Below are 23,463 nucleotides of genomic sequence, written 5' to 3'. Positions count from 1 at the left end.
TCGCTCGCGCCTGGGCGCCATTCGGCGTCCCCCTCCAGGGTCCGATAAGGAGGCCAGAGTAGCGTCGAGGTACAACCATGACAATCCCTCCTGGACACCTTCCAAAGCGCGCCGGGAAGGACCACGATGTTGACGATCAGAAGACCACGGAGATCAATTAAAAATGATCTCCAAAGCTGCTTCTCGGTGGGGAAAGACGGGAGAAAACGCAGCGTGCCACCCTTGACCTACACGGAACTCGTCCGGCGGCAGGGCTTCGCCGTGCTCGCCGATCTGTACCCCGACGAGGACTCGGTCGGGTTCCTTCTGGAAGAAATCGGCCTTTCGGCCAGCGACCTCCCGCCTTTCGGCCGACTCTCCGCGAAGGAGCATTGGCGCGCCATCTGTCGGATCTTGGACAGAGGGAGGTACGTCAATGTTGATCTAGAGACCCTTTTCACCGAGGCGGCGCGGCAATACCCGGGTAACAAATCATTGAAGGAACTTCTCGGATCCACACGAAACAATGGCGAACTACGCGTTCTCTGCCTTTCCGCCGGACCGATCGACGAGAACCGGCTCCGGCTCGGCGCCGAGCACCGCACCATCCTCGAAGCGACCGCCCGGTCCCGCCGCCCGGTCCTCGCTATCCTGCAGCCGGCCGCCCGCGCCCGCGACCTCGTCGACCGCGTCATCGACGCCGAACCGCAGATCGTCCACTTCGCCGGCCACGGCGACGCGCAGGGCGCGCTGTTGCTCGAGGACGACGCCGGGCGCTCCCATCCGGTGCCGGTCGAGGCGCTGGGCAAGCTGCTGAGCACGGTGCCGCTGCTGCGGTCGGTGGTGCTCACCTCCTGCTTCCTCGGCGCTTACGCCGACCTGCTCAGCTCGGCCACCGAGACCGTGATCGGCTCGCCGCGACCGCTGGCGGACGAGTGCGCGCTCGCCTTCACCGGCCCGTTCTACAAGGCGCTCGGTGAGGGCTGGACCGTCCACGACGCGTTCCGCACCGCGACCGCCGCCATGGACGTCGTCGGCTGCCCGCCGCACGACCTGCTGATCGAGCCGGCCGCATGAGCGCCCCCGACCTGAGCAGTGGCGAGGGAATCGAGGCGGCCTTCAACGACGGCCAGCGCAACGGCGAGGACCCGGCCAGCATGATGACCTCCGGCCGGGCGGTCACCACGAAGAACTCCCGATGGTTCCGGTCCTGGTGCGGCATCTGCTGGCACGACTTCCGGCTCGGCGACGCGGTGCAGGTCACTGTCGACGAGCGCGGCAAGATCCAGGAGGTACGCCACGACGGCGACTCCTGGTGCACCGGAGCCACCGAGCTCGAACCCCTGGACACCGACACCGCCACGACGTTCTTCCGGGGCATCGAGACGTTCGACCCGCCGGTCACGCCGTACCTGGAACGGCTGCTGCCCGGTCACCCTCTGCTTCAGGTACGCGCCAACGTACGCCCGAAAAAAGCCCGGTTCCGCTGCATGGTCTGCACCAACACGTTCCGCCCCCTCGAACAGGTCGTGGTCTGCGTGTGCAGCCCCGGCGAGAAGGTCTGCGCGCTGACCGTGCACCGCGACCCGGCACACAACCTGCTCTGTTACGACGACCTGCTCTCCGAACGCGGCGGCAAGATCAGCGTCTGCCCGATGAACTACCGGAACCTGACATGATTGCGCCCCGGTTCGCCCGGCACGAGCTGATCCCGGGGTGGGACCAGGACAGCCTCAAGGCCGCCTGGATCGTGGTGGTCGGCGTCGGCGCGCTGGGCAACGAGGTCGCCCGCTCACTCGCGATGGCCGGTGCCGGGCGGCTCACCCTTGTCGATCCGGACGTGGTGACGGAGTCGAACCTGAGCAGGTGTGTGCTCTTCCGTACCCATGATGTGGGCCGGGCCAAGGTCGCGGCCGCGGGCGCAGCGCTGAGCGAGCTGGCGCCGGGGATCGCGCTGGATCTTCGCCCGGCGACGCTGACCGGCGGTGTCGGGCGTGGTGAGATGCGGGACGCGACGCTGGTGGTCAGCGCGCTGGACAGCATGGCCGCCCGGATCGAGCTGGCCGGGCGGTGCGCGAGTGTCGGCGCCGGGATGCTGGACGCGGGCACCCGGCCGTGGGGCGGCGAGATCCGCTGGTACCCGGCGGGCGGCGCCTGTTACGCCTGCCCGCTGAGCCCGGCCGAGCGAGCCGTGCTGGACGACCCGTGGGCCTGCGGGCAGCTCGCCTCACCTGTCGAGGCCGGCGCCTCGGTGGCGGTCTCCGCGCTGATCGGGGCGTGGCAGGCGGCGTTCGCGCTGCGGCTGCTGTTCGGGCTGCCGGCCGCGGAGCTGACCCGGGTCGACGTGCTCGGCGGCGCGGCGACCGGACCCGGTCCGCGCCGCGCGATCGACTGCCCCTGTCACGACGACATCCCGGCCTCGGCGGTGACGAAACTGCCGCTGACCACGGCGGCGACCGTGGCCGAGGTGCTGGCCCGGATCGGTCCGGACGAGGACGTGATGACCTGGGCCGGGTTCCGCGAGGACGCGTCGGGACCGCCGGTGCTGCCCGGACGCAGGTTCCTGCGCTCGGTGACACCGTCGCGGACGCTCGCCGAGATCGGGGTCGCGCCCGGCGAGATCCTGCCCGTCCGGCTCGGACGGGTGACGAGCGCGGTGCGCTTCATCGAACTGTCCACCACTTCCGAGGAGCCCCGCCGGTGAGAAATCGCAGGGAATTCATCAACGAGCTGGCGAGTATCTTCGCGCAGGAGGCGATCGCGCACGCGCTGCTCGAAGACATCGAGTACCCGTTGCAGCACGCCCCGGTCTGGGCCGCCCAGCCGAACACGATCGCGTTCTGGACCACGATCGTCACCGCGCTGGAACGCGGGCGGATCCGCGGCCACGGGCCGGAGTGGCTGGCCGAGGCCGCCCTGCGGCAGTACCCGGGCAATACGACGTTCCAGATCGCCGCCGAGGCGCCGGAGGAATTGGCGGAGACCCGCCGGGTGCCGGAGACGCCGCAGCGCGCGGCCGCTCCCGCACCGGCGGCGCCGCACGCTCCCGAGGAGACCCCGCGGATCTGGCCCACCCTGCTGTTCACCGGCAGCGAGCGGTACGACCAGTTCATGCGCCTGGTCCGGGAACGGCTCGGCCCCCAGCCACGCCTGCTCTACGCCGCCGCCACCGAGACCGCGGTGTACGTCCCCGAGGGCGAACGGGCCGAGGCGATGGTCGAGGAGCTGGCGAAACTGGCCCGGCAGATCGATCCGGAAGCCGACATCCAGGTCCGCTTCCAGGAGTTCGACTACCAGCCGTACCTGATACAGACGCTGAACGTCGTCGGCCCGGACCAGCAGGCCTTCGTCGTGGAGAACATTCCGGCCACCACCCCGGTCCGCGACATCCCGCACGCCGTCCTCGGCCTGTACGCCGCCGACGCCCGGGAGGACCGGTTCGGCCGCAACCGCCGGATGGTCGTCGACCGGGTGGTGCCCGGCCAGGCCGGCGAACCGCCGCAGATCGACCGTTTGGAACCGGCGCAGACCCTGCACGAGGCCGGCGTCGAGGAGGGCGACCAGCTCCAGGTGCAGGCGGACAGCACGGCCGGCGCGATGGCCGGGCAGCGGCACATCGACGCCCTGGCCCGGGTCCGCAACGAGATCGAGGAGTACGTGGCCGGCCACCCGACATTCCGGGTGGTCAACAAGGACGACGATCTGCTGCCCACCCGGTACGAGATCGAGTTCCAGGCGCCCGGTTTCGGGCCGCCGCAGAGCATGGAGCATCCGATCCAGCCGGTTCTGCAGGACACCCACCGGCTCTACATCGGCCTCGGTGAGTACTTCCCGCTCTGGCCGCCGGTGGTGCTCTTCGAGAAGCCGTTCTTCCACCCCAACATCGCTGCCGTCGACCTGCCCCGGATGCCGACCGGGACCGCCTGCCTCGGGCCGATCCGCGAGGCGTACCGGCCGGACCTGGACTTCCACGACCTGTGCCAGCTGCTGGTCGACATAGCCAGCTGGCGCAACTACGGCGCGCTGCCGCCCGGCATCCTGGACAGCCACGGTTTCCTCGACGAGGACGCCGCCATCTGGGCGCTCTCCGCGGAGGGCCAGCGGCAGATAGTCGCGCGGGGCGGGCTCTCCCTCGCGGTCCGCGAACGCCTGGAGGAGAACGTCCGCGCGCCGCTGCCGTTGCAGGTACGCCACGCCGGCCAGCGGGTGGTACCGGAGCACGCCGATGAGCGATGAACAGCGGAAACGGCCGAGCGTGCGTCTTTACAAGGACGACGTCCGGTCGCCGGTCGACTCCTGGCCGCTGGTGCATCTGCTCCGGCTCGGTCTGGGCGACCGCATCCCCCGCAGCGGCAAGGTGAGCCTCACCGCCGCGCTTCTGGAGCGACCGGATCCGACCCCGGCCACCGGCGATTCCCTGATCAACCTGAACGGCAATCTCGGCGTCTTCCACATCATGATCTTTGTGGACGAGGAACAGGTCTACACCGGTGAGCACCCGGTCCGTGAGCTGCTGGAACCGGTCATCCAGCGGCTCGCGAAGGACCTGGATCCGGAGACCCGATCCCGCTGGTTCTTCGACATCACCCAGCTCAACGAGGGCCGGATGGCGTGGATGCCGATTGTCTCCCCGGAGGAGTCCGACGCTCGCCGGCTGCCGTTGTCGGTACGCCGGGTCGAGGGTGAGGGCGCGGCCGAACTGGTCGAGGACAGCCGCTCGCTGCCCGTGGTGATCCTGCGGATCCGGGTCGGGCGGGAGAGCGACGACGGGCGTACCAGCGAGGTGGTCCGGCCGGCGCCACGCGTCGAGGGCGCTGTCGACGTCGACCTGGACCGGCCGCGCAGCGTCCCGTTCTCGATCCGCAAGGCCGCCGAGCCGGAGCTGCCGCTGCTCGAGACAGCGAACCTGGGAGTAACACCCGGGCGCCGGGCGCCGATCACCGTGGTGCTGCGCCCCGAGCCGCACCGCCAGCTCAGCAGCGACTTGAACCTGAGCTTCAAGATGGAGGAAGGCGGCTTCTTCGCCGGCCAGATCTTCCGGGTCGCGCCGGGCGAGGACCGATACGTGGTCCTGATCGAGCGGGTGCTGCCCGCCAAGCACACCGGCGCCTCGTCGGTGCACTTCACCTTCACCGTCGACTCCTTCCAGGAGATGACCCGGGAGCTGACCGGCGGGCCGAGCAGGCTCGTCGGCTGGTACCACACCCACCTCTTCCCCGCCGACCACCACATGGATCTGTCCTCGGTGGACGTGAAACTGCACCACAGCACGTTCCGCCAGCCCTGGCAGGTGGCCGGGCTGATCAACCTGACCCGATCCGAACGGAAGCTGCGATTCTTCGCGGCGACCGAGGACGACATGGAGCGCTGTGCCCTGTGGGTGACCGATGAGCGCGATGGACACGGCGCTACGCGTCTTGATCTGGGCGACCGCGACCGATGAGTCGCGGGGCCCGGCACCGACCGGCGCCCTGAGCGACGTGGCCGACCTGGCCGCGCCGCCGCCGGTGCTGCGCCGCGCGGTGGCCCGGACCGCGGCCGTGACCGCGGCCCGGATGATGCTCGACGCCCCGCCGCTCGGCGGCCGCGCCGAGCTGGGCTGCGAGCCGATCCTGGTGGCGGCGGCGGTCGGCGCGCCCGGCGACAGCGCCTCGCTGGAGCTGCTCCGGGCGGCCGGTCAACCGGCGGGTGGCTACGACCTGCTGGCCCGGCACGCGGTCGTGGAACCGGCGGTACGCGAAGGCGTCGGCTCGGCCGGTTTCCGAGCCGCCCTGCTGGCCGCGTCCCCGCTGACCGCGCTGCTCGACCACCCCGGCGGCGCGCCCGAGATGGTCGCCGAGGACACCCTCGACGACCTGCTGTTCCACCCGCAGGGCCGGGTCACGCTGATCAGGCATCTGAGCCGGCCGCCGGCGACGCCGGAGCAGAGCCTGTGGCGGGGCAGCCTCCTGCAACGGCTGCGGCCCGGCGAGCCGGCCCTGGTACTGGACGTCTACGAGACGGCGCTCGGTCAGCACCGGCCGGCGCTGGTCGAGCAGGTGCGGTTCGCCCGCCGGGGCCTGTCGTTCGGCGGGGTTCTCGACACCGGCCGGGTCGCGCCGGTCGCCAAGTGGTGGCAGGCCCTGTCCTACCTCGAACGCGGGCGCGGCGCGACCGCGCTCAAGTCCCGGTTCGGGCTGCGCGACTACGCGTTCGGCCTGGATCTGTACCGCACCGCCTGGAGACTGGGGATGGTGAAGTGACCGACAGCCGGCAACTCGAGATCATCGCCTGGAGCGAGGAGGACCGGTCGCGGCTCTACGGCGCCGACCGGGGCCAGACCATCGCCGAGGCGCTGCGCGGCGGGACATACCTGCTGCCGCAGCCGTTCAACCGGCTCCTCGCCGACCTGCGCGTCGGCGACGTCGACCTGGTCGTCCGGACGCCCGCCGAGATCGACTTGGACACGCCGCTGTACCGCGCCGTGCCCGCGCCCCGCGGTCCCGAGCAGCCGGGCGTTCCCGCGCCGGCCTCGCACTATCCCGAGCCGCCGCCCCGCGAGGCGGCGCCGGCCTTCCCCGAGCAGATCACGGTACGGAACGCGGTCGGCCTCGCGTACGCCGAGGAGATCGAGACGATCGCGTCGTTCCTGCGCCAGGACCTGTCCGTGCTGGTGTCCTGCGAGAAGCTGGTGGTCGAACAGCTCGGCCCGCTGATCGCCGAGCGTGCCGGGCGGCAGGCCGTGGTGCTGGACACCCCGGGTGAGGAAGCCGACCCGACCCTGATGATGCCGCGACCGCAGCGGCAGCGGCAGCTGGCCCGGCTCCGGGAGCTGCTCGCCGAACTCAAGGACGGGATGTTCCTGATCGTCCCGCACGCCGACCTGCTCGCCGGCGGCCCGGACAACCAGCTCAACGCGGAGACCCGCGAGGTCGTCGAGCTGCTCTACAACCACTCGGAGGGTCTGCTGCTGGCCTTCGCCGACCCGTCGATCGGGCTGCCCGAGGTCCTGGCCAGCCGGTTCACCGCCCGGATCGGGCTGGCCGGCAGTCCACGCGCCGTGCCGGACCCGCTCGACGGGCGGCCCCGGCTGCTCGGCGAGCTGCTGGTCACCCGCCAGGAAGCGGATCTCTTCCAGGATTACGACCCGAGCGAATTCCACAAACACGTGGCGGGGCTCAACGCCATCCGGGTACGCCAGGCCATGCAGTACGCGTACCACCAGCACCGTGGCCGGGAGAATCCGACCGGGCTCGACCTGTTCAAGACGATCCGCGGGTTCAAGGCGCAGCTGTCGGCGAGTTTCGAAGTGCCGAACGTGTCGTTCAATGACATCGGCGGGTACGACGACGTGAAGCGGGAGATCGCCGACGCGTTGAAGATCATGCAGGGGGGCGCCGACCCCGAGTCGGCCGCCGAGGAGCTGCTGCAGAGCGACCTCATCCCGCGCGGCTTCATCTTCCACGGGCCGCCGGGCACCGGGAAGACGCTGTTCGCCAAGGCCATCGCGAACCAGCTGAACGCCACGATCATGGTGGTCTCCGGCCCGGAGGTGACCGACAAGTACGTCGGCGAGGGCGAACGCAAGATCCGCGAGCTGTTCGCCGAGGCCCGCCGCAACGCCCCGTCGGTGATCGTCTTCGACGAGTTCGACGCCATCGCGGGCCGGCGCAGCGACCGCGACGACGGCGGCAGCCGGGCCGGCAACGCGATGGTGGCACAGCTGCTCACCGAACTGGACGGTTTCCGCGAGCAGGTGCCGTTCCTGGTCGTCGGCACCACCAACCAGCTCAACCTGATCGACCCGGCCCTGCTGCGGCCGAGCCGGTTCCGGGGCATCCGGATCGGCCCGCCGGACCCGATCGCCCGGCGCGGAATCATCGAGGTGCACGCCAAACGCTTCAAGATCGACCTGCCGCCGCAGCTGGTCGACCTGATGGTCGACGCCACCGACACCCGCAGCGGCGACCACATCCAGTCCCTGCTGCGGGACGCGTACGTGGCGCAGAAGCTGCACGGGCGGCAGTCGAACGACCCGTTCCTGATCGGCGAGCTGGTCGGGAAGATGAATCGGGCTTTCAAGGAGCAACGGGAGAGCCACCTGTGACCGACACACGACGTGGCTGGTCGCCGGAGACCACCAAGACGATCAACAGCCTTGACGCGGTACGCCGCCGGTTGGCCAGCCGGTACGTCGGCCGGGATCTCCCGGTCCGGCTGCTGCAGCTGGCCCTGATCTGCCGGGAGCACGTGCTGCTGCTCGGCGAGCCCGGCACCGCCAAGACCGATTTGGTGCTGCGCTTCGCCGACCTGGTCAATGCGGACAAGTTCGCGTACATGCTGACCCGGTTCACCGAGCCGGCCGAGATCTTCGGGTCGCTCGACATGGCCGCGTTCCGCAACAGCACGTACCGGATCCGTACCACCGGGATGCTGCCCCGGGCGCAGATCGCGTTCCTCGACGAGGTCTTCCAGGGCAGCAGCGCGATCCTGAACTCGCTGCTCACCCTGATCAACGAGCGGACGTTCCACAACGGATCCCAGCCGGTCTCGACCCGGCTGCTCACCCTGATCGGTGCCGCGAACGAGACGCCGCAGGACCCGATCCTGCGTGCCTTCGCCGACCGGATGCTGCTGCGCGTCGAGCTGAACTCGATCGCCACCGACCACCTCGGCGACCTGATCGACAGGGGCTGGGCGCAGGAGGAGGAACGGCTGCGCGAGCAGCCGCCCGGCGCGACCGAGGAACGCCCCGCCAGCCAGCGCGAACAGCCCATCCTCGACGTCGCCGACGTGGTCCGGCTCTCCCAGCTGCTGCACGAGGTCGACCTCACCGGGGTACGCGGACACTACGAGGACGTGATCCGCGAACTGCTGGCCGCCAACGTGACGCTGTCCGACCGGCGGGTGGTCCGCGGCTGGAAACTGGTCGCCGGCGCGGCCCTGATGCGCGGCGCCGACCGTGCGCAGCTCGGCGATTTCTGGCCGCTGCTGCACTTCTGGACCGACCCGGCCGACGTGCCGGTCTTCACCGAGGTGGTGCAGAGCCGGGTCGAGGCCGACGGCGGCGACCCGATGGAACGCGTCGAGACGGTGCAGACCATCGCGTACCAGGCGCAGAACGTGTACGCGCAGACCCTGAAACGCCTCCAGCAGGGTGAGAACGGCCCGCACGTGCTGGAACGCGGGCTCACCGAGCTGCACCGGCTTCAGCTGTACCTGCACCGGCACCACCCGGCCGCGACCGAGGTGGACAGCCAGATCCAGCAATCCATCAAGAGCTTGCTCTCCCGGGCGGACCAGAACGGCCGCTAGACGATCGGAGATATGACCATGTGCAACCCTCGTCGCATCCGGGTACGCGCGAGCCGCCAGCTCGCTGAGGCCTGGCGGGCCGAGGTGACCCGGACCGCGCAGGCCAGCGACACCGCCACCGGCGAGGCCCGGCTGACCCAGCCACTCGGCCGCCAGCTGCCCGGACCGGTACGCCAGCGGCTGGTCGACCTGCTCCGCGCCACCCCCGGCTGGCGGGTCGTCGACGGCGCCCTGCGGCGGGAGATGCCCGGTGGCTACGTCGAGTACCGCCCGGACACCGGCGAGGTCGCCATCGTCGCCCGGGTGACCGCCGAGTTCACCGTGGAGGCGAGCGCCACCCGGGCCGACTCCGGCGAGGCGCAGGGCACGGCCGACGCCGAGTTCGAGGCCTCGTACTACACCGACGGGTACGCCGGGCGTACCAAAGCTGTCGCCGAGCGTGAGGCGAACGAGAAGGCCGGGCAGGACGCGACCGTCCAGGCCAGGGAGAACGCCCTGCGCAACGCGGAGGCGGAGCGTGCCGCCGCGCTGCAACGCCTCCAGGAGGCGGCCGCCGACATCGACGAGGAGGCGCGGGCCCGGGCGCTCGCCGCGATCGAGGAGGAACGGGCCCGGCGGGAAGCGGACGCCCGCAACGAGGCCGCGCTGCTCGCGCAGACCTACCAGCAGGACTACCTGCGGGAGATCAACCTGCCGCTGGCCCAGGCGTACCGGGACATCCTCGTGGCGCACGCGCAGCGGGTCGGCGCCGGTGGGCTCACCGTCCAGGAGAACGGCGACTTCATCGACATCCAGTTCAACCAGAGAGAGGCCTGATCGTGAACTATCAGGTCCAGGTACGCATCAACAAGCACACCGGCGAGATCGAGGTGTTCCAGGTCGTCGACACCGGTGTCGGCCGCCGGGCCGACCACGACGGCCAGCACGACGAGGTCGCCGAGAGCCTCGGCGCGCTGGTCGAGCGCCGCGCCGAGATCGAGGAGACGGTGCCGATTGCCGGCATCCTCGTCGACCAGGCCACGTTCGCCCGCGATGGCCAGGAGCAGGAAGAGCAGACCCCGGACACGCCGGAGCGGCAGGAGCTGTGAACCGTCGCGCCGAGCTGCTGGAGCGGGCCGCCGAGAGCTATGCGAAGGCGGGCCTGCCACTCGACGCCGGGCGCTGTTACGCCGAGGCCGGCCTGGTGCTCAAGGCGGCGCAGAGCTTCGAGAACGCCGGCGACCGGGAAGCGGCCGCCGACGCGTACCGGCGGTGCGGCGCGGCCGACGCGGCGGCGTCGATCCTGATCGAGCTGGGCCGGCCGGACGACGCGGTCACCTGCCACGAACAGGTCGGCGATCTGCTCAGCGCCGGCTGGGTGCTGGCCCTGCACACCGGCCGGACCGCCCAGGCGCAGGTGCTGCTCACCGACGCGGCGCCGGCCACCGACGCCGGCCGGCTGCGACGGGAGCTGGGGCTGGCGCTGTGTGCGGTCCGGTTGCGCGGCGACGCGGGCGCGCTCGCGGCCGTGGTCCAGCGGTGTGCCGTGGCGCTGCCCGCGATCACCCCCGACCAGATGCGCGCCGACCTGCGTGACTGGACGGTTCAGGCCGCCGACCAGGCCGGCCGGCACGACCTCGCCGCACAGATCTTCGCGGCCGCGTACCACGCCCGGACGCCGAACACGGTGGCCCGCTGGCGTGGCTGGGCGGCCGTCGCGCTGGGCGACACGTTCGGCGTACCCGACCAACCCTTACCCCATGTGGACTGACCGTGGCGTTCTTTCGTAAGAAACCCCCGCCCGCGCCCCGCAAGGCACAGCTGACGATCCGGCGCGCGCCGGACCCGGAGGTCCCCGGGCAGCGGCTGCCGGAACACGCTGCCGCGTCCGCGCCGGCCGGTTCCGGGACCCTCGCGCGGTTCCCCCGGCCGACCGGGGCGCTGACCTGCTGGGCGCAGTTGCGCGCGATCGCCGGCCAGGGCATCGACGTCGAGGCACGCCGGGCGCCGGACGGTTCTCTGTGGCTGCGCGCGCCGGTGCCGCCGGACACCGCGACCGGCATCGTCTGGGCCTGCGGCGGGGAACCGTACGCCGACCACAGCGCCTTCCCCGGATATACACCGGTGCCGCTGCTGGAGCTGCTGTCGGCGGTGCCGGGCCGGGCCCAGGAGTCGGCCACCGCCCGGCACGAGCTGATCCTGCTGGTCAACGGCCCGGTGGCGAACCATGTGATCCGGCGGTCGATCGGCGCCGGCGCCGAGGTGCATTACCAGCAGGTGAAGACGACGCAGGCCGGACCGGACCAGAAACCGGGGCCGGCCGTGCTGATCCGGGTGATCCGGGCCGGCGGCCTGCCCCGCTCGCTGGTCCGCACCCTGACCCAGCTGCCGCAGACCGTCGTCGGTGAGCCGTACGACCAGGAGCAGCGGCTGATCGTGGCGCTCGACCACCGGCTGCCGATCGAGCCGGCCGACCTGCTCGGCGAGATCCCGCAGGACGAGCGCTGGGTGATCGGCGGCCTGGACGGCGGCTCCTGGCTGGTGCCGCGCAGCGAGGGCAACTGGTACAGCGCCGACGAGCTGTACAGCTCGGACGGCCTGTCGGCGGCGCCCGGCCTGCCGCAGAAACGGTCGTCGTTCGTGCCGCAGGGCATCACCGTGCGGCTGGTCCGCGACGCCACGAACGCCGGCCGGCCGGACGCCGTGCTGATCGACGACGCCGACCTGGAAAATTTGCGGGTCTACCTCACCGGACGGCCGCTCGGCGAGACCGGATACCTGACGCCAGGGCCGGGATGCTTCCTGATCCAGCAGCCCGGCGGTCTCGTCGCCGACCTGCCGTTCGGCAGCCCGCTGCGGCGCATCGGCCCGGGCGGGCTCTACCTCGCCGACGGGCACCGGCTGCATCCGACCATCCCGGCAAGCGGCCGGCAGACGCTGTTCGCGGTGGCCCGGCGTACCGCTGTGGTGATCAGTGACGGGACGGTCCGCCGGTTCTCGCTCGACGACGCGGTGCCGATCTGGGCGCTCTGGGCCGCCGAACTGCCCGAGGTCCGCGCCCAGGTGTCCGGCAGCGCGAAAGACATCCTGCGCCGCCTCGACGGTCTGCTCGACGCCCGCCCACCGGTGCCGTCGCCGGATTTCGACACCGACGTCAGTGGCGCCGAACGCTCCGAGCTGCACCGCGATGCCCTGATCGCGCAGAACGACGACGATCCGATCCGGGCGGCCGGGCTGTTGCAGCAGGCCGGTGACTTCGCCGCGGCGGCACGTCTGCTGGAGGCCGCCGCGCTGGGCCGGGGAGACGCGTGAGCTGGGCCGCGGGCGTTTCGGTCCATCGCGCCGACCGGGTCAACCACCTGGCTCTGCATCCGCTCGGGTCAACCCTGCTGATCGCCGACGCGCACGGCTGGCGGCTGGTCGACGACGAGGCGACGCTGTGGACGCGTACCGAAGCCATCCACCGGGCCGCGCCGTCCGCGATGCTCTGGACGCCCGCCGGCGACGTGCTCTTCGCCGCCGTCGGCGGCCGGATCCTGGCGTTGCGCGCCGACACCGGCGGCGATCTCACCGACACCCCGGCGCTGGGCGCGGTCGCTGACGCGACAGCGCTGGCGATCGACGCGAGCGGTCAGGACCTCGCGGTGGGCACGCGCCGCGGCGCGGTCCATCTCGTCAATCTCAAGAGCAGGGGTACGCGTGAACTCAGCGCGATAGATCCCGTGGTGGCCCTGGCCTGGAACGGTCCGAGCAGCCTGCTCGTGGCGACCGGCGACACCGTGCAGCAGTGGGACACCGACCGGCGCACGATGGTACGCACACCGGCCATCGCCCTGGACGGGGTCACCGGGCTGCGGCACGGGACGCGGAGTTCACGGACCGCGCTGATCGACCGTCATGGCGTACGCCTGCTCGGCACCCGTGGCCCGACCAGCGACCTGATCGCCGAGGTGCCGGCCGCGGTGGCGCTCGCGTTCAGCCGCGACGAGTCCCGGCTGCTGCTCGGCACCCCGGCCAACGTGTACGTGCTGGACACCGCCCTGGTCCAGCAGGCCGAACTACCCGGCGAGGTGCTGACCGGCGGCCACCTGTCCCGGGCCGAGTGCGGCCTGGTCGCGGTACGCCGTGACGAGACCTCGGTGGCCGTCTACCGCCCGCCGGACGCCCGCCGGCGGCTGGACCGGGAGACCGACACGTTCGCCGTGCGCCGGTGGGCCGCGTCGATGGCGCTCACCGTGGGCCGGGCGCGCAGTGTCGCGTACGACGAACGGCCGCTCGCCACCGAAGCCGAACCGATCCCGCAGGCCGGCGAGGGCAGCGGCAGCCCCGGTTTCGTCTGGACACTGGACGGCTGGATCGCCGAGTCGCCGGCCGGCCGGCTGATCCGGGCCCGGGCCGGGGCCGCCCACCCGGAGTGGGACCGCTACATCGACGAGCCGATCGCCGAGATCACCGCCGACCCCCGGGTGCGGCACGTCGCCATCGCGGCCCGCAATCAGCGCGGACGGGTACGCGTACTCGACGCCGGCACCGGCGAGGACGCCGGTGAGTTCCCGGGCGGGCAGTCCCCGGTGCTGGCGCCCGACGACCGTGACCTGCTGGCCGTCCCGGAAGCCGGTGCGGCCCCGCGGGCTGTGCTGATCTACGAGATCACCGACCCCTCACCTGTCGCGCGGCTGCCGGTCGACGAGGGTGTCGGCCGGATCGCCTGGTCACCGGACGGCGCGTGGCTGGCCGGCGCCGCCGACGGCAAGGTGATCATCTGGAACACCCGGACCTGGCAGCGCGAACGCCTCATCCGGATGCCAGGTACCGACGTGCTCACCACCCGGGTTTCCTGGTCACCGGACGGCGAGTTCCTGGCCGCACAGACCTCCGCCGGACGCGGCGGCACCCAGATCTTCCTGACGTCGTCCGGAGACCTGTACCACACCCTCGCCCCGGCCGGCGGCCGTGACTGGGCTCCCGCGCTGGCCTGGTCACCGGACGCCAAACTGCTGGCCGGAGCGTCCGGCGACCGGCTCAGCGGCGAGGTGGAGATCTGGGGTGTCGCCGACGGCCGGACCCGGTGCCGCATCCCGCCACCGGATGCCGAGGCCCGCGACGTCTGGACGGTGACCTGGTCACCTGCGGGTGACCAGCTCGCGGTCACCTACACCGGCGGGCGGACGATCCGGTACCGGCTGTCCCGGCCGGCAGCCGACGCCGACAGCGCCGCGCTGCACCATCCGGCACCACTGCTGGCCCGGCTCGGCGGGTTCGGTCAGGGCCAGCCGCTCACCCTGCTCGTGCAGCTTCTCGATCTGCTCGGCGAGGACAATCCGGCGCCGGCCCTCGACGCGGTCGCCGACCTGCGGGGTGTACGGGCGCTGCGAGCCCTGCGCTGGCCGGTCGACGCCCGGATCGGCCTGGTCACCATGATCGCCGCCGACCTGGAGACCGCCACCCGGTACCGCGCCCCGGCCGGCGCGCTCCTGGAGGACATGACCCGGCAGCTGCTCGACGTGCTGCTCGGCGTCACCGTCGAGCCGGACTCCCCCGCGCCGCCGATCTCCGACCTGGCCCGGGTGCTCGGCGACATCGACGAACGCACCATGACGCTGCTGCGGCTGCTCGGCCCCCGCGCGGTCGCCGACGACCCGACCCTGCCGGTGCGGATGCGCGGCCTGCGCGCCCATCTCGCGCCGCTGGGCGCGCGCGAGCTGCGGCTTCTGAGCGTACGCCTGGACGTGTCCGGGCACGGGCGGGCCGAAGGCGGCGGCACCGGCGAGGAACGGGCCGGCCTGGCCCGGCACGGCCGCTTCAACCGGCTGCTGCCGACGCTGCTCGCCCTGGACCAGGACGTCTTCGAGATGCAGTACGCCGAGGGCAACCTGCTGTACCGCACCCGCAGCGGCCGGCTCCCACCGGAACCGCGCTCCGCCGTGATCGTCCTCGACGACACACCCGCCGCGCACGGCCAGGTCGGCATCACGCTGCGGACCTGCGCGCATCTGCTGGCCGGCTCGATGATCGAGTACCGCCGGCGGTGCCTGCTCGTGCCGCTCGGCGAACCCTCCGCGATGACCGCGCTCGACGAGCCCGCCGACCTGCTGCGGATCTGGACGGCCCGTTCGGTACGCCCGCCGCGCACCGCCGAGGCGGCGCAGACGGTTACCTCGCTGCTGTCCGGGCTGACCGACGGCATGGGCACGCCGCCGCTGGTCGTGCTGCTGACCCACCCGTTCCAGGCGCCGCTGCGGGTACCGCACCTGCAGACCATCACGGTGGCTTATCCGCGCGGCGGCACGCGGGCACTCGCCCGCCGATCCGGCCGGCACCTGATCAGCACGACCCCGTCGGCAGCGACGCTGCGGTGGGTCCTGACCAGGGTCTTACGAGCGGCCTAGCTGGTCAGCCGCACCACATCTGCTCGATGGTCTCCGGTTCCAGGGACTCCAGCAGCGCTTCCAGGACCTCAGGACGCATGCCGTCGCCGAGCACCTCGACGCCGTCCGGGGTGACCGAGATCCGCAGCCGGATCAGGTCGCCCTCGGGATGCTCGGAGTACTCCGAAGCGTCGATCAGATCGGGCAGGTCCTCGACACCCTCGTAACGGGTCACGTCAGTTCCACCGTCCTTCGATCGGTGAGCCGCACCGGCCACACCGTCCCTCTTGGATCTCGGAGTGCTCCAGCCGCCAGATCCCCCGGCGCACGACCGTCTCGCCGCACCCCGGGCAGTAGGTGGCCCGGCCCTCGTCGCCGAGAGCCCGCTCCACGTACACATGCCGGAGGCCGGCCTCGCGCCCGATCGCGACCGCGCCGACAAGCGTCGCCGGGGTGGTAGGCGCATCGTCAGGCATCCGAAACGTCGGGGTGAACCGCACCAGGTGCCACGGCATGCTGGTGTTCACCGAGGCGACGAACCGCGCGATGGTGGCCAGCTGGCCCGGGTCCGCGCTGGTGCCGGGGATCAGCGGCGTGGTCACCTCGACCCAGACACCGCGCCGGGCGAACTCCCGGACCGTCTCCAGCACCGGTTCCAGCGGGGCGCCGGTGAGCCGATGGTGCGGCCCGGTCTCGGCGGCCTTGATGTCGATGTTCACCGCGTCGACCACGGCGGCGGCCCGCTCGACCGCTTCCGGAGTGAGGAAGCCATTCGATTTCCAGAGCACCTTCACGCCGGCCGGCCGGGCCAGCGCCGCGATCGCCTCGGTCAGCTCCAGCGAGAGCGACGGCTCGGTGTAGGAGAAACAGATGTCGGCCTGCTCGGCGACGGCCCGGCCCACCACCTCGGCCGGATCGACCGGTTGTGCGGTCCAGGCGACGGAGTCCTCTCTTCCGTACTGGGAAAGGCGGTGATTGATGCAGTAACCGCACGCGAAAGTGCAGCCTGGGGCCGCGAGGGTGAGGCTGCGGCCGCCAGGCCGGAAGTGGAAGAAGGGTTTGCGCTCGTTCGCGTCGACGTGCTGAATCGTGGAGGCGAAGGTCGCGGTCTCCATCCGGTCACCGTTTCGCCTGCGCACGGCACAGACGCCGGCCTCGCCGTCCTTCAGCATGCAGCGAAGTGGACACAGGTCACAGCGGATCCGGTCGCCGCGCTTGGTGTAAAGGGTCGCGCGGGTCCACTGCACGATCCAATCCTGACAAGGTACGGGCAGCGGTGGCATCCCCCGACGTGCTGTCCTTGTTCAGATGGCGCACGTCTACCGGTTTCGTGCCAGCTGACTTCCGCACGCGAACCGAGTCCACTCGCGACGCATCACACCTGAGGACCGACCCTCAGCGAAAAGAAAGGCACCTCGATGCGACGTATGATCTCGGTTCTCGGAGTGGCGGCAGGGCTTGTGGTGACGGCCGGGTGTGCCTCGTCCCCGGAGCGTCTGGACGGGCAGGCCACGCCGGTCGGCGCGGTCTCGTCCCCTGTTTCTTCCCCGCCTGCTTCTTCCCCTTCTTCTTCGCCGTCGTCTGTTCCTTCTTCTTCGCCGTCGTCTGTTCCTTCCTCTTCGCCGCCTGTTCCTCCTTCTTCGCCGTCGCCCGAGCCCTCGTCTTCTTCGTCGCGGCTCGTGTTCGGGCCGGCCGGGCTGGGCAAGCTCACGATCGGGATGACGGTCGCGCAGGCGAAGGCGACCGGGCTGATCACGAATTACGAAGGCGGATCATCGCCCGGATGCGGCGCGTCAGTACTCAAGGCCTCGCCGGACGCGGGTTCCGTCGTGCACTCGCCGGACCTCGGAGTCATCTCGATCCCCGCCTACGGCCGGCTCACCACCCCGGAGGGCATCCGCATCGGCAGCACGCTGAAGCAGGTGAAGAGCGCCTACGACGACCTGCTCGCGGGCGGCGTCGACGACACACTGGACAGCGGCAACGGCCGCGCCTGGGCCGCCGGCGACGATGGCGACAAGGTCCACTACCGCTTCCACTTCACCGACAGCAAGGTCGCCGAACTGTTCCTGGAACACGACAACCAGAACTGTTACGAGTAACCCACCCGCGAACGGGGCCTGCGGAGGAGCCCCGCTCACACACCAGCCAGCCCGCCAACGCGCCAGCCCGGTCCGTCCCCGCCTCCTCCTCGCCCCGCCTCGCCCCCTCGCCCCCCTCGCCCCGCCTTGCCCCGCCTTGCCCCCTCGCCCCCCTCGCCCCGCCTTGCCCCGCCTTGCCCCGCCTCGTCTCGCCTTGCCCCGCCTCGTCTCGTCTCGTCTCGCCCGCGATCTTGAGCGATTCTCCACCGCTCGAGTCTTGCCATCCCGCAGGCCGGCCTCGGGTTCGGGCGGGGCGGCTTGGCGGTTTCTCGGTGCGAGGCGCCGCTTGGAGATCTTGTGCAGTTCGGCCGGCTGATCGACCACCAATGCACGAGTTTGCGAGACGGCCACCGGTGGCACGTCGGTTTCGGGTGGTCTGCGAGGGTTGTGGTGACGCTCTGCCAGCACAACGGGTGGACATGCCGGATCTTGAAGACGTGGCGAACGCGGTGCTTCACAGTCTCGACGTGGTGAACGCGATGCTTCGCCGATCTTGTGGAGTTCGGCGAACCGTTTGCGCGTAACTCCGCAAGATCGACTGGGCCTGTTCGATCTTGCGGAATCACGTGGAGACGTCTGCGGAGAAGTCCACAAGATCGAGGCCGGGCGGGCACAGCAGGCGGGACGGGGCGGAGCGGGGCCGGCCAGAGCGGAGCGGGTGCAGGCTCCCCGGCGAGGCGTAGCTCAGAGCAGGGCGCGCAGGCGGTTCAGGACCTCGGTCTGTATTTCCGGGAAGGGGCGCTCCTCGCCGTCCGCGATCCAGGCCGCGAACGCCGTGCGGAACACCGCCACCCCCGCTTCGGCGGCCAGCGCCGCGCCGACCGGGTCGATGCCGCGTTCGGTCAGGGCGCGGGTCAGCGCCACCGCGAGGAGCGACATCTTCAGCAGCTCGCGCTCCTGCAATGCCACGTTGGCGGCGATCACCGCCTGCCGGGCGCGTGACCACGGGCGGCGCTCGTCGGGGAAGAGTGAGGCGGCACCGGCGAGCACGGCCGTGACCAGCTCCATCGGGGCGCCGGACGCCGGCAGGGCCGACAGGAACACTCCCTCGAACGCGTCCTGGTCGAAGAACAGCACCTCACGCTTGTCGGCGAAGTGGCGGAAGAACGTGCGCTCGGTGACCCCGGCCGCTGCCGCGATCTCAGCGACCGTCGTTCCGTCGTACCCATGGCTTTGGAAAAGAGTGAGTGCCGCCTCCTTGAGGCGATCCGCCGCGCCGCCCTGCCATCTTCCCATGATCCGCATCATAGTGATGTCAGAAGCTGACATCAGGGTGTAGCGTCATGTCAGTCACTGACATCATGGGTAAGGGAGGCACGCCATGCGCGTGTTCGTCACCGGAGCAAGCGGTTGGATCGGCTCGCACACCGTCGACGAGTTGCTGAGGGCAGGCCACGACGTGACCGGCCTGGCGCGGTCGGATGCCGCCGCGGCAACTCTGCAGGGCAAGGGCGCGGCGGTGCTGCGCGGCGACCTCGACGACCTGGACGCCCTGCGGCGCGGCGCCACCGAGGCCGATGCCGTGGTCAACCTCGCCAACAAGCACGACTGGGCCAACCCGGCCGAGTCGAACCGGGCCGAGCGGGCCTCTGTCGAAGCCATCGCCGGGGCGCTCGCCGGCACCGGCAAGCCGTTCGTGTTCGCGTCCGGGCTGGCCGCGCTCGCCCAGGGCCGGCCGTCCACCGAGAACGACCCGTCGCCGTTCGTCGGGCTGGACTCGCCGCGCGGCGGTGCCGAGAACCGGGCGTTCGAGCTGGGTGTGCACGCGATCGCGGCACGCTTCGCCCCCACCGTGCACGGCACCGGCGACCACGGGTTCATCGCCATCCTGGTGGCCGCCGCCCGGCGTACCGGGTTCGCCGGTTATGTCGGCGACGGGTCGTCGGCGTGGTCCGCGGTGCACGTCGACGACGCGGCGCGGCTGGTCAGAATCGGTCTCGAGCAGGCACCGGCCGGCACCCGTCTGCACGCCGTCGCCGAGGAGGCGGTGTCGAGCCGGCAGATCGCCGAGGCGATCGGGCAATCGCTGGATCTGCCGGTCAAGTCGGTCGCGCCCGAGGACGCGGTGGAGCATTTCGGTTTCCTCGGGCGGTTCTTCGCCCTGGACATGAGCGCGTCGAGTGAGATCACCCGGGCGGCGTACGGCTGGGATCCCACCGGGCCGACACTTGTCGAGGACATCATCGCGGGCGCGTACCAGAACGCGTGATCAGGCCGTCTTCCGTTTAGCCCGGTACGGCATGACCGTCGCCGTGAAGGCGATCGCGAGCCAGCGGTGAGCCTGTCGAATCCACTTGTTCATGCCGGTCACGCCAGGGCTGGAAGCGTGACCGGCGCTTCTCCGAAACTGACTGATCAGGTCCCGCCGATCCGATTGGTGAGGGTGATCGGAGCGCCGGCGGCCAGATCGAGTTCGAGCCGGACCTCGTCGCCCGGCCGCGGGAAACGGCCCATCTCCAGACCGCAGAGGCCCGGTATGGTCCCGCTGCCCAGCACATCACCGGGCAACAGCCACTCCCCGCGGGCCGCGTATTTGACCACCGCGCCCAGATCGAACATCGGGTCTTTCGTCGTACCTTCTCCCCAGTTCTCGCCATTCACGACGACTCTTCCGGTGAGCTCACGCCAGCGCGGCAACACCTCGTCCGCGGTCACCACGATCGCTGACATCGCATTGGCGAACGTCTTAGCCTTGACCACGCCGCCGAACGTTCCGCGCCGCGTGTCGTCCCACTGCGTGTCCCGCGCGGTCCAGTCGTTGAAAATCACGAACCCGCCGATCGCCGCCCGCCCCTCAGCGGCGTCGCAGTCCTTCACCGGCTTGGCGATCACGATCCCGAACTCCAGCTCGAAATCGAGAACCTCGGCGAACGAGGGCCAGCCGAGCGTCGCGCCGTCCGGGATCATCGAACGGTGATTACCCATGTAGAACTGCGGATCCCGGTAATAGTTCGCCTTCGGCCGCATGGCCGGCAACACATTGCCGGTAACCGATTCAAAGACCTTGGCGACCCTGCGCACCCCCGGCGAGGCGAAAGCGGCGACCAGCCCCCGAGCACCATTGACCATGTGCGATTCCCAAAGACCAAAACACCGCAGCGAGGCTGCTTCCATCGGCAGCCCGGCCGGTCCGCTCACGCTCTCTTTTCGGTACGGGTCACCGAAGGCACCCTCAGCTTCCCGGATGGCCGAACTCCCGCCACCGAGAAAGCCCAGCAGGTCCTCCCCGACCACCACCCAAGCCCCGGTCGAAGGATCCCACCCGACCACCCGCCCGTCCGCCACACCCACCCGCACGCCGCACCCCTCCCGCTCACCGGATCAACGCGCGAGCAGCAGGGAAGGCAGCGATGAAAGATGGTGAGCGGCGGCACCGGGTGGTGCCGCCGCTCGTTGATGCTGGTCAGCTCACGAACGTGCGCCTACGGCGGCGGGCCCAGAGGACCAGGCCCGCGCCCACGGCGATCAGGGCGATCGCCACCGAGATCAGCACCGGCACCGGCACGCTGTCGCCGGTGATCGGGAGGCCGCCGGCGTTGTCGTCGCCACCGGGCGTCGGCGTGGCAGTCGCGTCACCGTCGTCGTCGCCGTCGTCGCCGTCATCGGAGCCATCGCCGCCGCCGGAACCGTCACCCGGCTCGGAGGACGGCGGCACCGTCGGCTTCGCGTCCGTGTTGCCGCCGAGAAGCAGGATCTCGTCGCTCTCGGCGTCGTCGGTCATCGCCTTCACCGACGTCTCGGTGCTGCGCGGCAGGTACTGGTGCTTCGCCGTGAACACCTGCTTCGTGACGTTCTTCTTCGGCGCCTTGGAGAAGTCGACGCCGCCCATCGTGTAGATGTAGACCTTGCCGCCGGCCTCCCACTCGAACTCGTAGTCACCCTCCTTGTACGACTTCAGGTACCGCTGCCAGGTCTCGTTGAAGTCCCACTTCTCGCCGCGGATCGGCCATTTCGCCACGTTGTCGCTGTTGATGATCGACCGGTAGTCGGTGGCCTTCTTCGCGTCCTGGAGGCGGATCCACTCGGCCGCGACCCGGGAGGTGTAGACCCGGCGCAGGTCGGCGTACGCCGGATCGTTGTTGATCAGGCGCTCGACCTCGGGAACGATCAGCTCCTCGACGACCTCCTGGTTGTGCTTGATCTGCGACTCGGTCGGCTTGCACGCCTCGCCGGGCGGCTGCACGGTGAACTCCTGCGGCACCGAGCTGAGCTTCAGCGGCGCGTCCAGGATGTAGATGCCGCCGTCCTGCTCGCGGACCTGCGCGGGCGCCGGCTCGATCCAGTTGCGGATGCTGTGCAGGCAGGGCAGCCCGTCCTTCAGCTGGGTGGCGTCCCAGAACTTCTTGCCGAGCGCCTTCTCCGGGTTCATCGCCTGGGCGAAGTCCTGCTTCATCTTCAGGTCGGCCTCGAGCAGCACCCGTCCGGCGTCGGTCTTGCCGAACGTGCTGTCCATGATCCGGTTGGGCTCGTCCGGGTTGAGGTTCACCCAGAACTTCTCCGGCGTCAGCGCCAGCCAGGTGAAGAACGAATCGGAGATCAGCTGAGCCTTCTCCTCGCCGCCGTACCCCGGGTTCTCGTCCGGGTCGGGCATCTTCTTGGCGGAGAACGAGTAGTTCAGTCCCTCACCCTTGGCCGGCGCACCGACGAAGCGCAGCTCCAGGGTGGAGAAGTCGACGCCGCCAGGGCCGCGCAGACGCTGGCCGGCCGGGTCACCCTGCCGGATCCGCTCCATCTGCTGACGCATCGTCTCGGGCGTCGGCTTCGACTGGTTGAGCATGTCGTTGAGGCCACCGCGGGCACCCTGGCCGGCCGACGAGGCCGGGTTCAGGAGCGGGTCGAACTTCGTGTACTGCCCCGGCGTGAACCGTGCGACCGGGGTGGACCGGTGCTCGTACGCCGTGACCCGGGCCAGCCCTTCCGGAGTGTTGCCGACGGCCTTGCCGAGGTTCCGCAGCGCCGTGGTCGTCTTCTTCTCCTGCTCCTGGCCGAAGACGTACCGGAGCTTGTACTCGGCGAACCGGCTGTCCTTGAGCACCGCGCGGTCACCGGGGATCTGTCCACCCGAGTGCGCCCCGCCGGACTTGAACTCGACGAACTCCTTGGTTTTCGTGTTCACCGCGTCGTACGTACGAATGACCTTGCCGCTGGCGTCCTTGATCTGAACTTCGCAGAGCCAGTGCGCGCCGGTCATGTTGAAGTCGCGGGCGATCTTCTCGCCGAACGCGGCGCCGCGGGAGTTGCGGGCGGCGTTCTCGATGTACGCGTCGTTGAGCCAGTCCTTGAACGAGCCGGTGTACGGGTTCGTGCTGCTCTGCCGCCGGTTGTAACTGGCGTAGACCTTGCGCTTGTCGCCCTCTTGCCAGACGCTCGGGTCTTCACCGGCGTCCGCGATGTCCTTGGCCGTGGGTGCGGGCAGGCCGTCCATCGCCTGCCGCTGGTTGGTGTAGTCGTACGTGTCCCAGTCCGCCTTGACCCGGCTCGCGTCACCGACCGGAATGGTGTTCGGTTTCGACGGCGGGCCGGAGAGGTCGAATTTCTTGTCGCATCGCTGCCCGGTGAACGGCAGCGGCGCGGGAGCGGCGGCGACAGGCACCGCGCCGAACGCCAGCACGGCCGCGCAGACGGCAGCGGCCAGGCTTCGCATCAGCAGGCGCGCGCGCATCGCGGGTCTGGGGTTGCTCATCAGGATCCCCGTCCAGGGA

20 protein-coding genes are annotated in these 23,463 nt (G+C 70.6%); 15 read left to right on the top strand and 5 right to left on the bottom strand.

What is annotated here, in order from left to right; genetic code table 11:
- Window positions 1-222: 222 nt before the first annotated feature.
- Genes ACQP2E_RS12100 through ACQP2E_RS12040 form a run of 13 tightly spaced genes read left to right on the top strand, consistent with a single transcriptional unit; the run spans window position 223 to window position 15,641 of the window.
- Window positions 223-1,056, top strand: coding sequence for an effector-associated domain EAD1-containing protein (locus ACQP2E_RS12100; protein WP_433830907.1), 834 nt, complete (start codon window positions 223-225; stop codon window positions 1,054-1,056).
- On the top strand, window positions 1,053-1,658 hold the full coding sequence (locus ACQP2E_RS12095) for a hypothetical protein (RefSeq protein WP_433830905.1): 606 nt from the start codon (window positions 1,053-1,055) through the stop codon (window positions 1,656-1,658). Before ACQP2E_RS12100 ends, ACQP2E_RS12095 begins: the two co-directional genes overlap by 4 nt.
- On the top strand, window positions 1,655-2,683 hold the full coding sequence (locus tag ACQP2E_RS12090) for a HesA/MoeB/ThiF family protein (protein WP_433830903.1): 1,029 nt from the start codon (window positions 1,655-1,657) through the stop codon (window positions 2,681-2,683). Before ACQP2E_RS12095 ends, ACQP2E_RS12090 begins: the two co-directional genes overlap by 4 nt.
- The gene (locus tag ACQP2E_RS12085; RefSeq protein WP_433830901.1) at window positions 2,680-4,215 is read left to right on the top strand and encodes an effector-associated domain EAD1-containing protein; all 1,536 of its coding nucleotides are present in this window, start codon (window positions 2,680-2,682) and stop codon (window positions 4,213-4,215) included. The genes ACQP2E_RS12090 and ACQP2E_RS12085 overlap by 4 nt, the downstream gene beginning before the upstream one ends.
- Window positions 4,205-5,422, top strand: a complete 1,218-nt coding sequence (locus tag ACQP2E_RS12080; RefSeq protein ID WP_433830899.1) for a JAB N-terminal domain-containing protein — start codon at window positions 4,205-4,207, stop codon at window positions 5,420-5,422. Before ACQP2E_RS12085 ends, ACQP2E_RS12080 begins: the two co-directional genes overlap by 11 nt.
- Window positions 5,367-6,221 carry a hypothetical protein gene (locus ACQP2E_RS12075; RefSeq protein WP_433830897.1) on the top strand — a complete coding sequence of 285 codons (855 nt, stop codon included), beginning with the start codon at window positions 5,367-5,369 and terminating at the stop codon, window positions 6,219-6,221. Before ACQP2E_RS12080 ends, ACQP2E_RS12075 begins: the two co-directional genes overlap by 56 nt.
- Window positions 6,218-8,065 carry an ATP-binding protein gene (locus ACQP2E_RS12070; RefSeq protein WP_433830895.1) on the top strand — a complete coding sequence of 616 codons (1,848 nt, stop codon included), beginning with the start codon at window positions 6,218-6,220 and terminating at the stop codon, window positions 8,063-8,065. Before ACQP2E_RS12075 ends, ACQP2E_RS12070 begins: the two co-directional genes overlap by 4 nt.
- Window positions 8,062-9,273, top strand: coding sequence for an AAA family ATPase (locus ACQP2E_RS12065; RefSeq protein ID WP_433830893.1), 1,212 nt, complete (start codon window positions 8,062-8,064; stop codon window positions 9,271-9,273). Before ACQP2E_RS12070 ends, ACQP2E_RS12065 begins: the two co-directional genes overlap by 4 nt.
- A 12-nt stretch (window positions 9,274-9,285) precedes the next feature.
- Window positions 9,286-10,089, top strand: coding sequence for a hypothetical protein (locus tag ACQP2E_RS12060; RefSeq protein WP_433830891.1), 804 nt, complete (start codon window positions 9,286-9,288; stop codon window positions 10,087-10,089).
- Between the two features lie 2 nt (window positions 10,090-10,091).
- Window positions 10,092-10,361 (top strand): hypothetical protein, encoded by a 270-nt coding sequence (locus ACQP2E_RS12055; RefSeq protein ID WP_433830889.1) that lies wholly within the window; start codon window positions 10,092-10,094, stop codon window positions 10,359-10,361.
- Complete coding sequence (locus ACQP2E_RS12050) at window positions 10,358-11,023, top strand: hypothetical protein (RefSeq protein ID WP_433830888.1); 666 nt, start codon at window positions 10,358-10,360, stop codon at window positions 11,021-11,023. Before ACQP2E_RS12055 ends, ACQP2E_RS12050 begins: the two co-directional genes overlap by 4 nt.
- A 2-nt stretch (window positions 11,024-11,025) precedes the next feature.
- Complete coding sequence (locus ACQP2E_RS12045; protein WP_433830886.1) at window positions 11,026-12,564, top strand: hypothetical protein; 1,539 nt, start codon at window positions 11,026-11,028, stop codon at window positions 12,562-12,564.
- The gene (locus ACQP2E_RS12040) at window positions 12,561-15,641 is read left to right on the top strand and encodes a hypothetical protein (RefSeq protein WP_433830884.1); all 3,081 of its coding nucleotides are present in this window, start codon (window positions 12,561-12,563) and stop codon (window positions 15,639-15,641) included. The genes ACQP2E_RS12045 and ACQP2E_RS12040 overlap by 4 nt, the downstream gene beginning before the upstream one ends.
- A gap of 4 nt (window positions 15,642-15,645) precedes the next feature.
- Here the strand turns inward: ACQP2E_RS12040 and ACQP2E_RS12035 are convergent, their stop codons facing one another.
- Both ACQP2E_RS12035 and amrS read right to left on the bottom strand, forming a co-directional pair.
- Window positions 15,646-15,855: a radical SAM-modified peptide, FtsH ternary system-associated gene (locus ACQP2E_RS12035; protein WP_433830882.1), complete on the bottom strand. Its 210-nt coding sequence runs from the start codon at window positions 15,853-15,855 to the stop codon at window positions 15,646-15,648.
- A 1-nt stretch (window position 15,856) separates the two neighbouring features.
- Window positions 15,857-16,867 (bottom strand): AmmeMemoRadiSam system radical SAM enzyme, encoded by a 1,011-nt coding sequence (gene amrS, locus ACQP2E_RS12030; RefSeq protein WP_433830880.1) that lies wholly within the window; start codon window positions 16,865-16,867, stop codon window positions 15,857-15,859.
- A gap of 171 nt (window positions 16,868-17,038) precedes the next feature.
- Between amrS and ACQP2E_RS12025 the strand changes: the two genes are divergently transcribed.
- Window positions 17,039-17,722, top strand: a complete 684-nt coding sequence (locus tag ACQP2E_RS12025; RefSeq protein WP_433830878.1) for a hypothetical protein — start codon at window positions 17,039-17,041, stop codon at window positions 17,720-17,722.
- 723 nt (window positions 17,723-18,445) lie between these two features.
- On the opposite strand, the gene ACQP2E_RS12020 is transcribed toward ACQP2E_RS12025, so the two are convergent.
- Entirely contained in the window at window positions 18,446-18,997 is a 552-nt protein-coding gene (locus tag ACQP2E_RS12020; protein ID WP_433830876.1) for a helix-turn-helix domain-containing protein, read from the bottom strand.
- 85 nt (window positions 18,998-19,082) lie between these two features.
- On the opposite strand from ACQP2E_RS12020, the gene ACQP2E_RS12015 reads away from it, so the two are divergent.
- Window positions 19,083-19,970, top strand: a complete 888-nt coding sequence (locus ACQP2E_RS12015) for an SDR family oxidoreductase (protein WP_433830874.1) — start codon at window positions 19,083-19,085, stop codon at window positions 19,968-19,970.
- Window positions 19,971-20,116: 146 nt separating this feature from the next.
- On the opposite strand, the gene ACQP2E_RS12010 is transcribed toward ACQP2E_RS12015, so the two are convergent.
- Both ACQP2E_RS12010 and ACQP2E_RS12005 read right to left on the bottom strand, forming a co-directional pair.
- Window positions 20,117-21,058: a fumarylacetoacetate hydrolase family protein gene (locus ACQP2E_RS12010; protein WP_433830872.1), complete on the bottom strand. Its 942-nt coding sequence runs from the start codon at window positions 21,056-21,058 to the stop codon at window positions 20,117-20,119.
- Between the two features lie 106 nt (window positions 21,059-21,164).
- Window positions 21,165-23,444, bottom strand: a complete 2,280-nt coding sequence (locus ACQP2E_RS12005; RefSeq protein ID WP_433830871.1) for a hypothetical protein — start codon at window positions 23,442-23,444, stop codon at window positions 21,165-21,167.
- Window positions 23,445-23,463 lie beyond the last annotated feature (19 nt).

Source organism: Actinoplanes sp. CA-015351 (assembly GCF_050955685.1).
Classification (GTDB): Bacteria; Actinomycetota; Actinomycetes; order Mycobacteriales; family Micromonosporaceae; genus Actinoplanes.
This window is presented reverse-complemented; position numbering and strand designations above follow the sequence as displayed.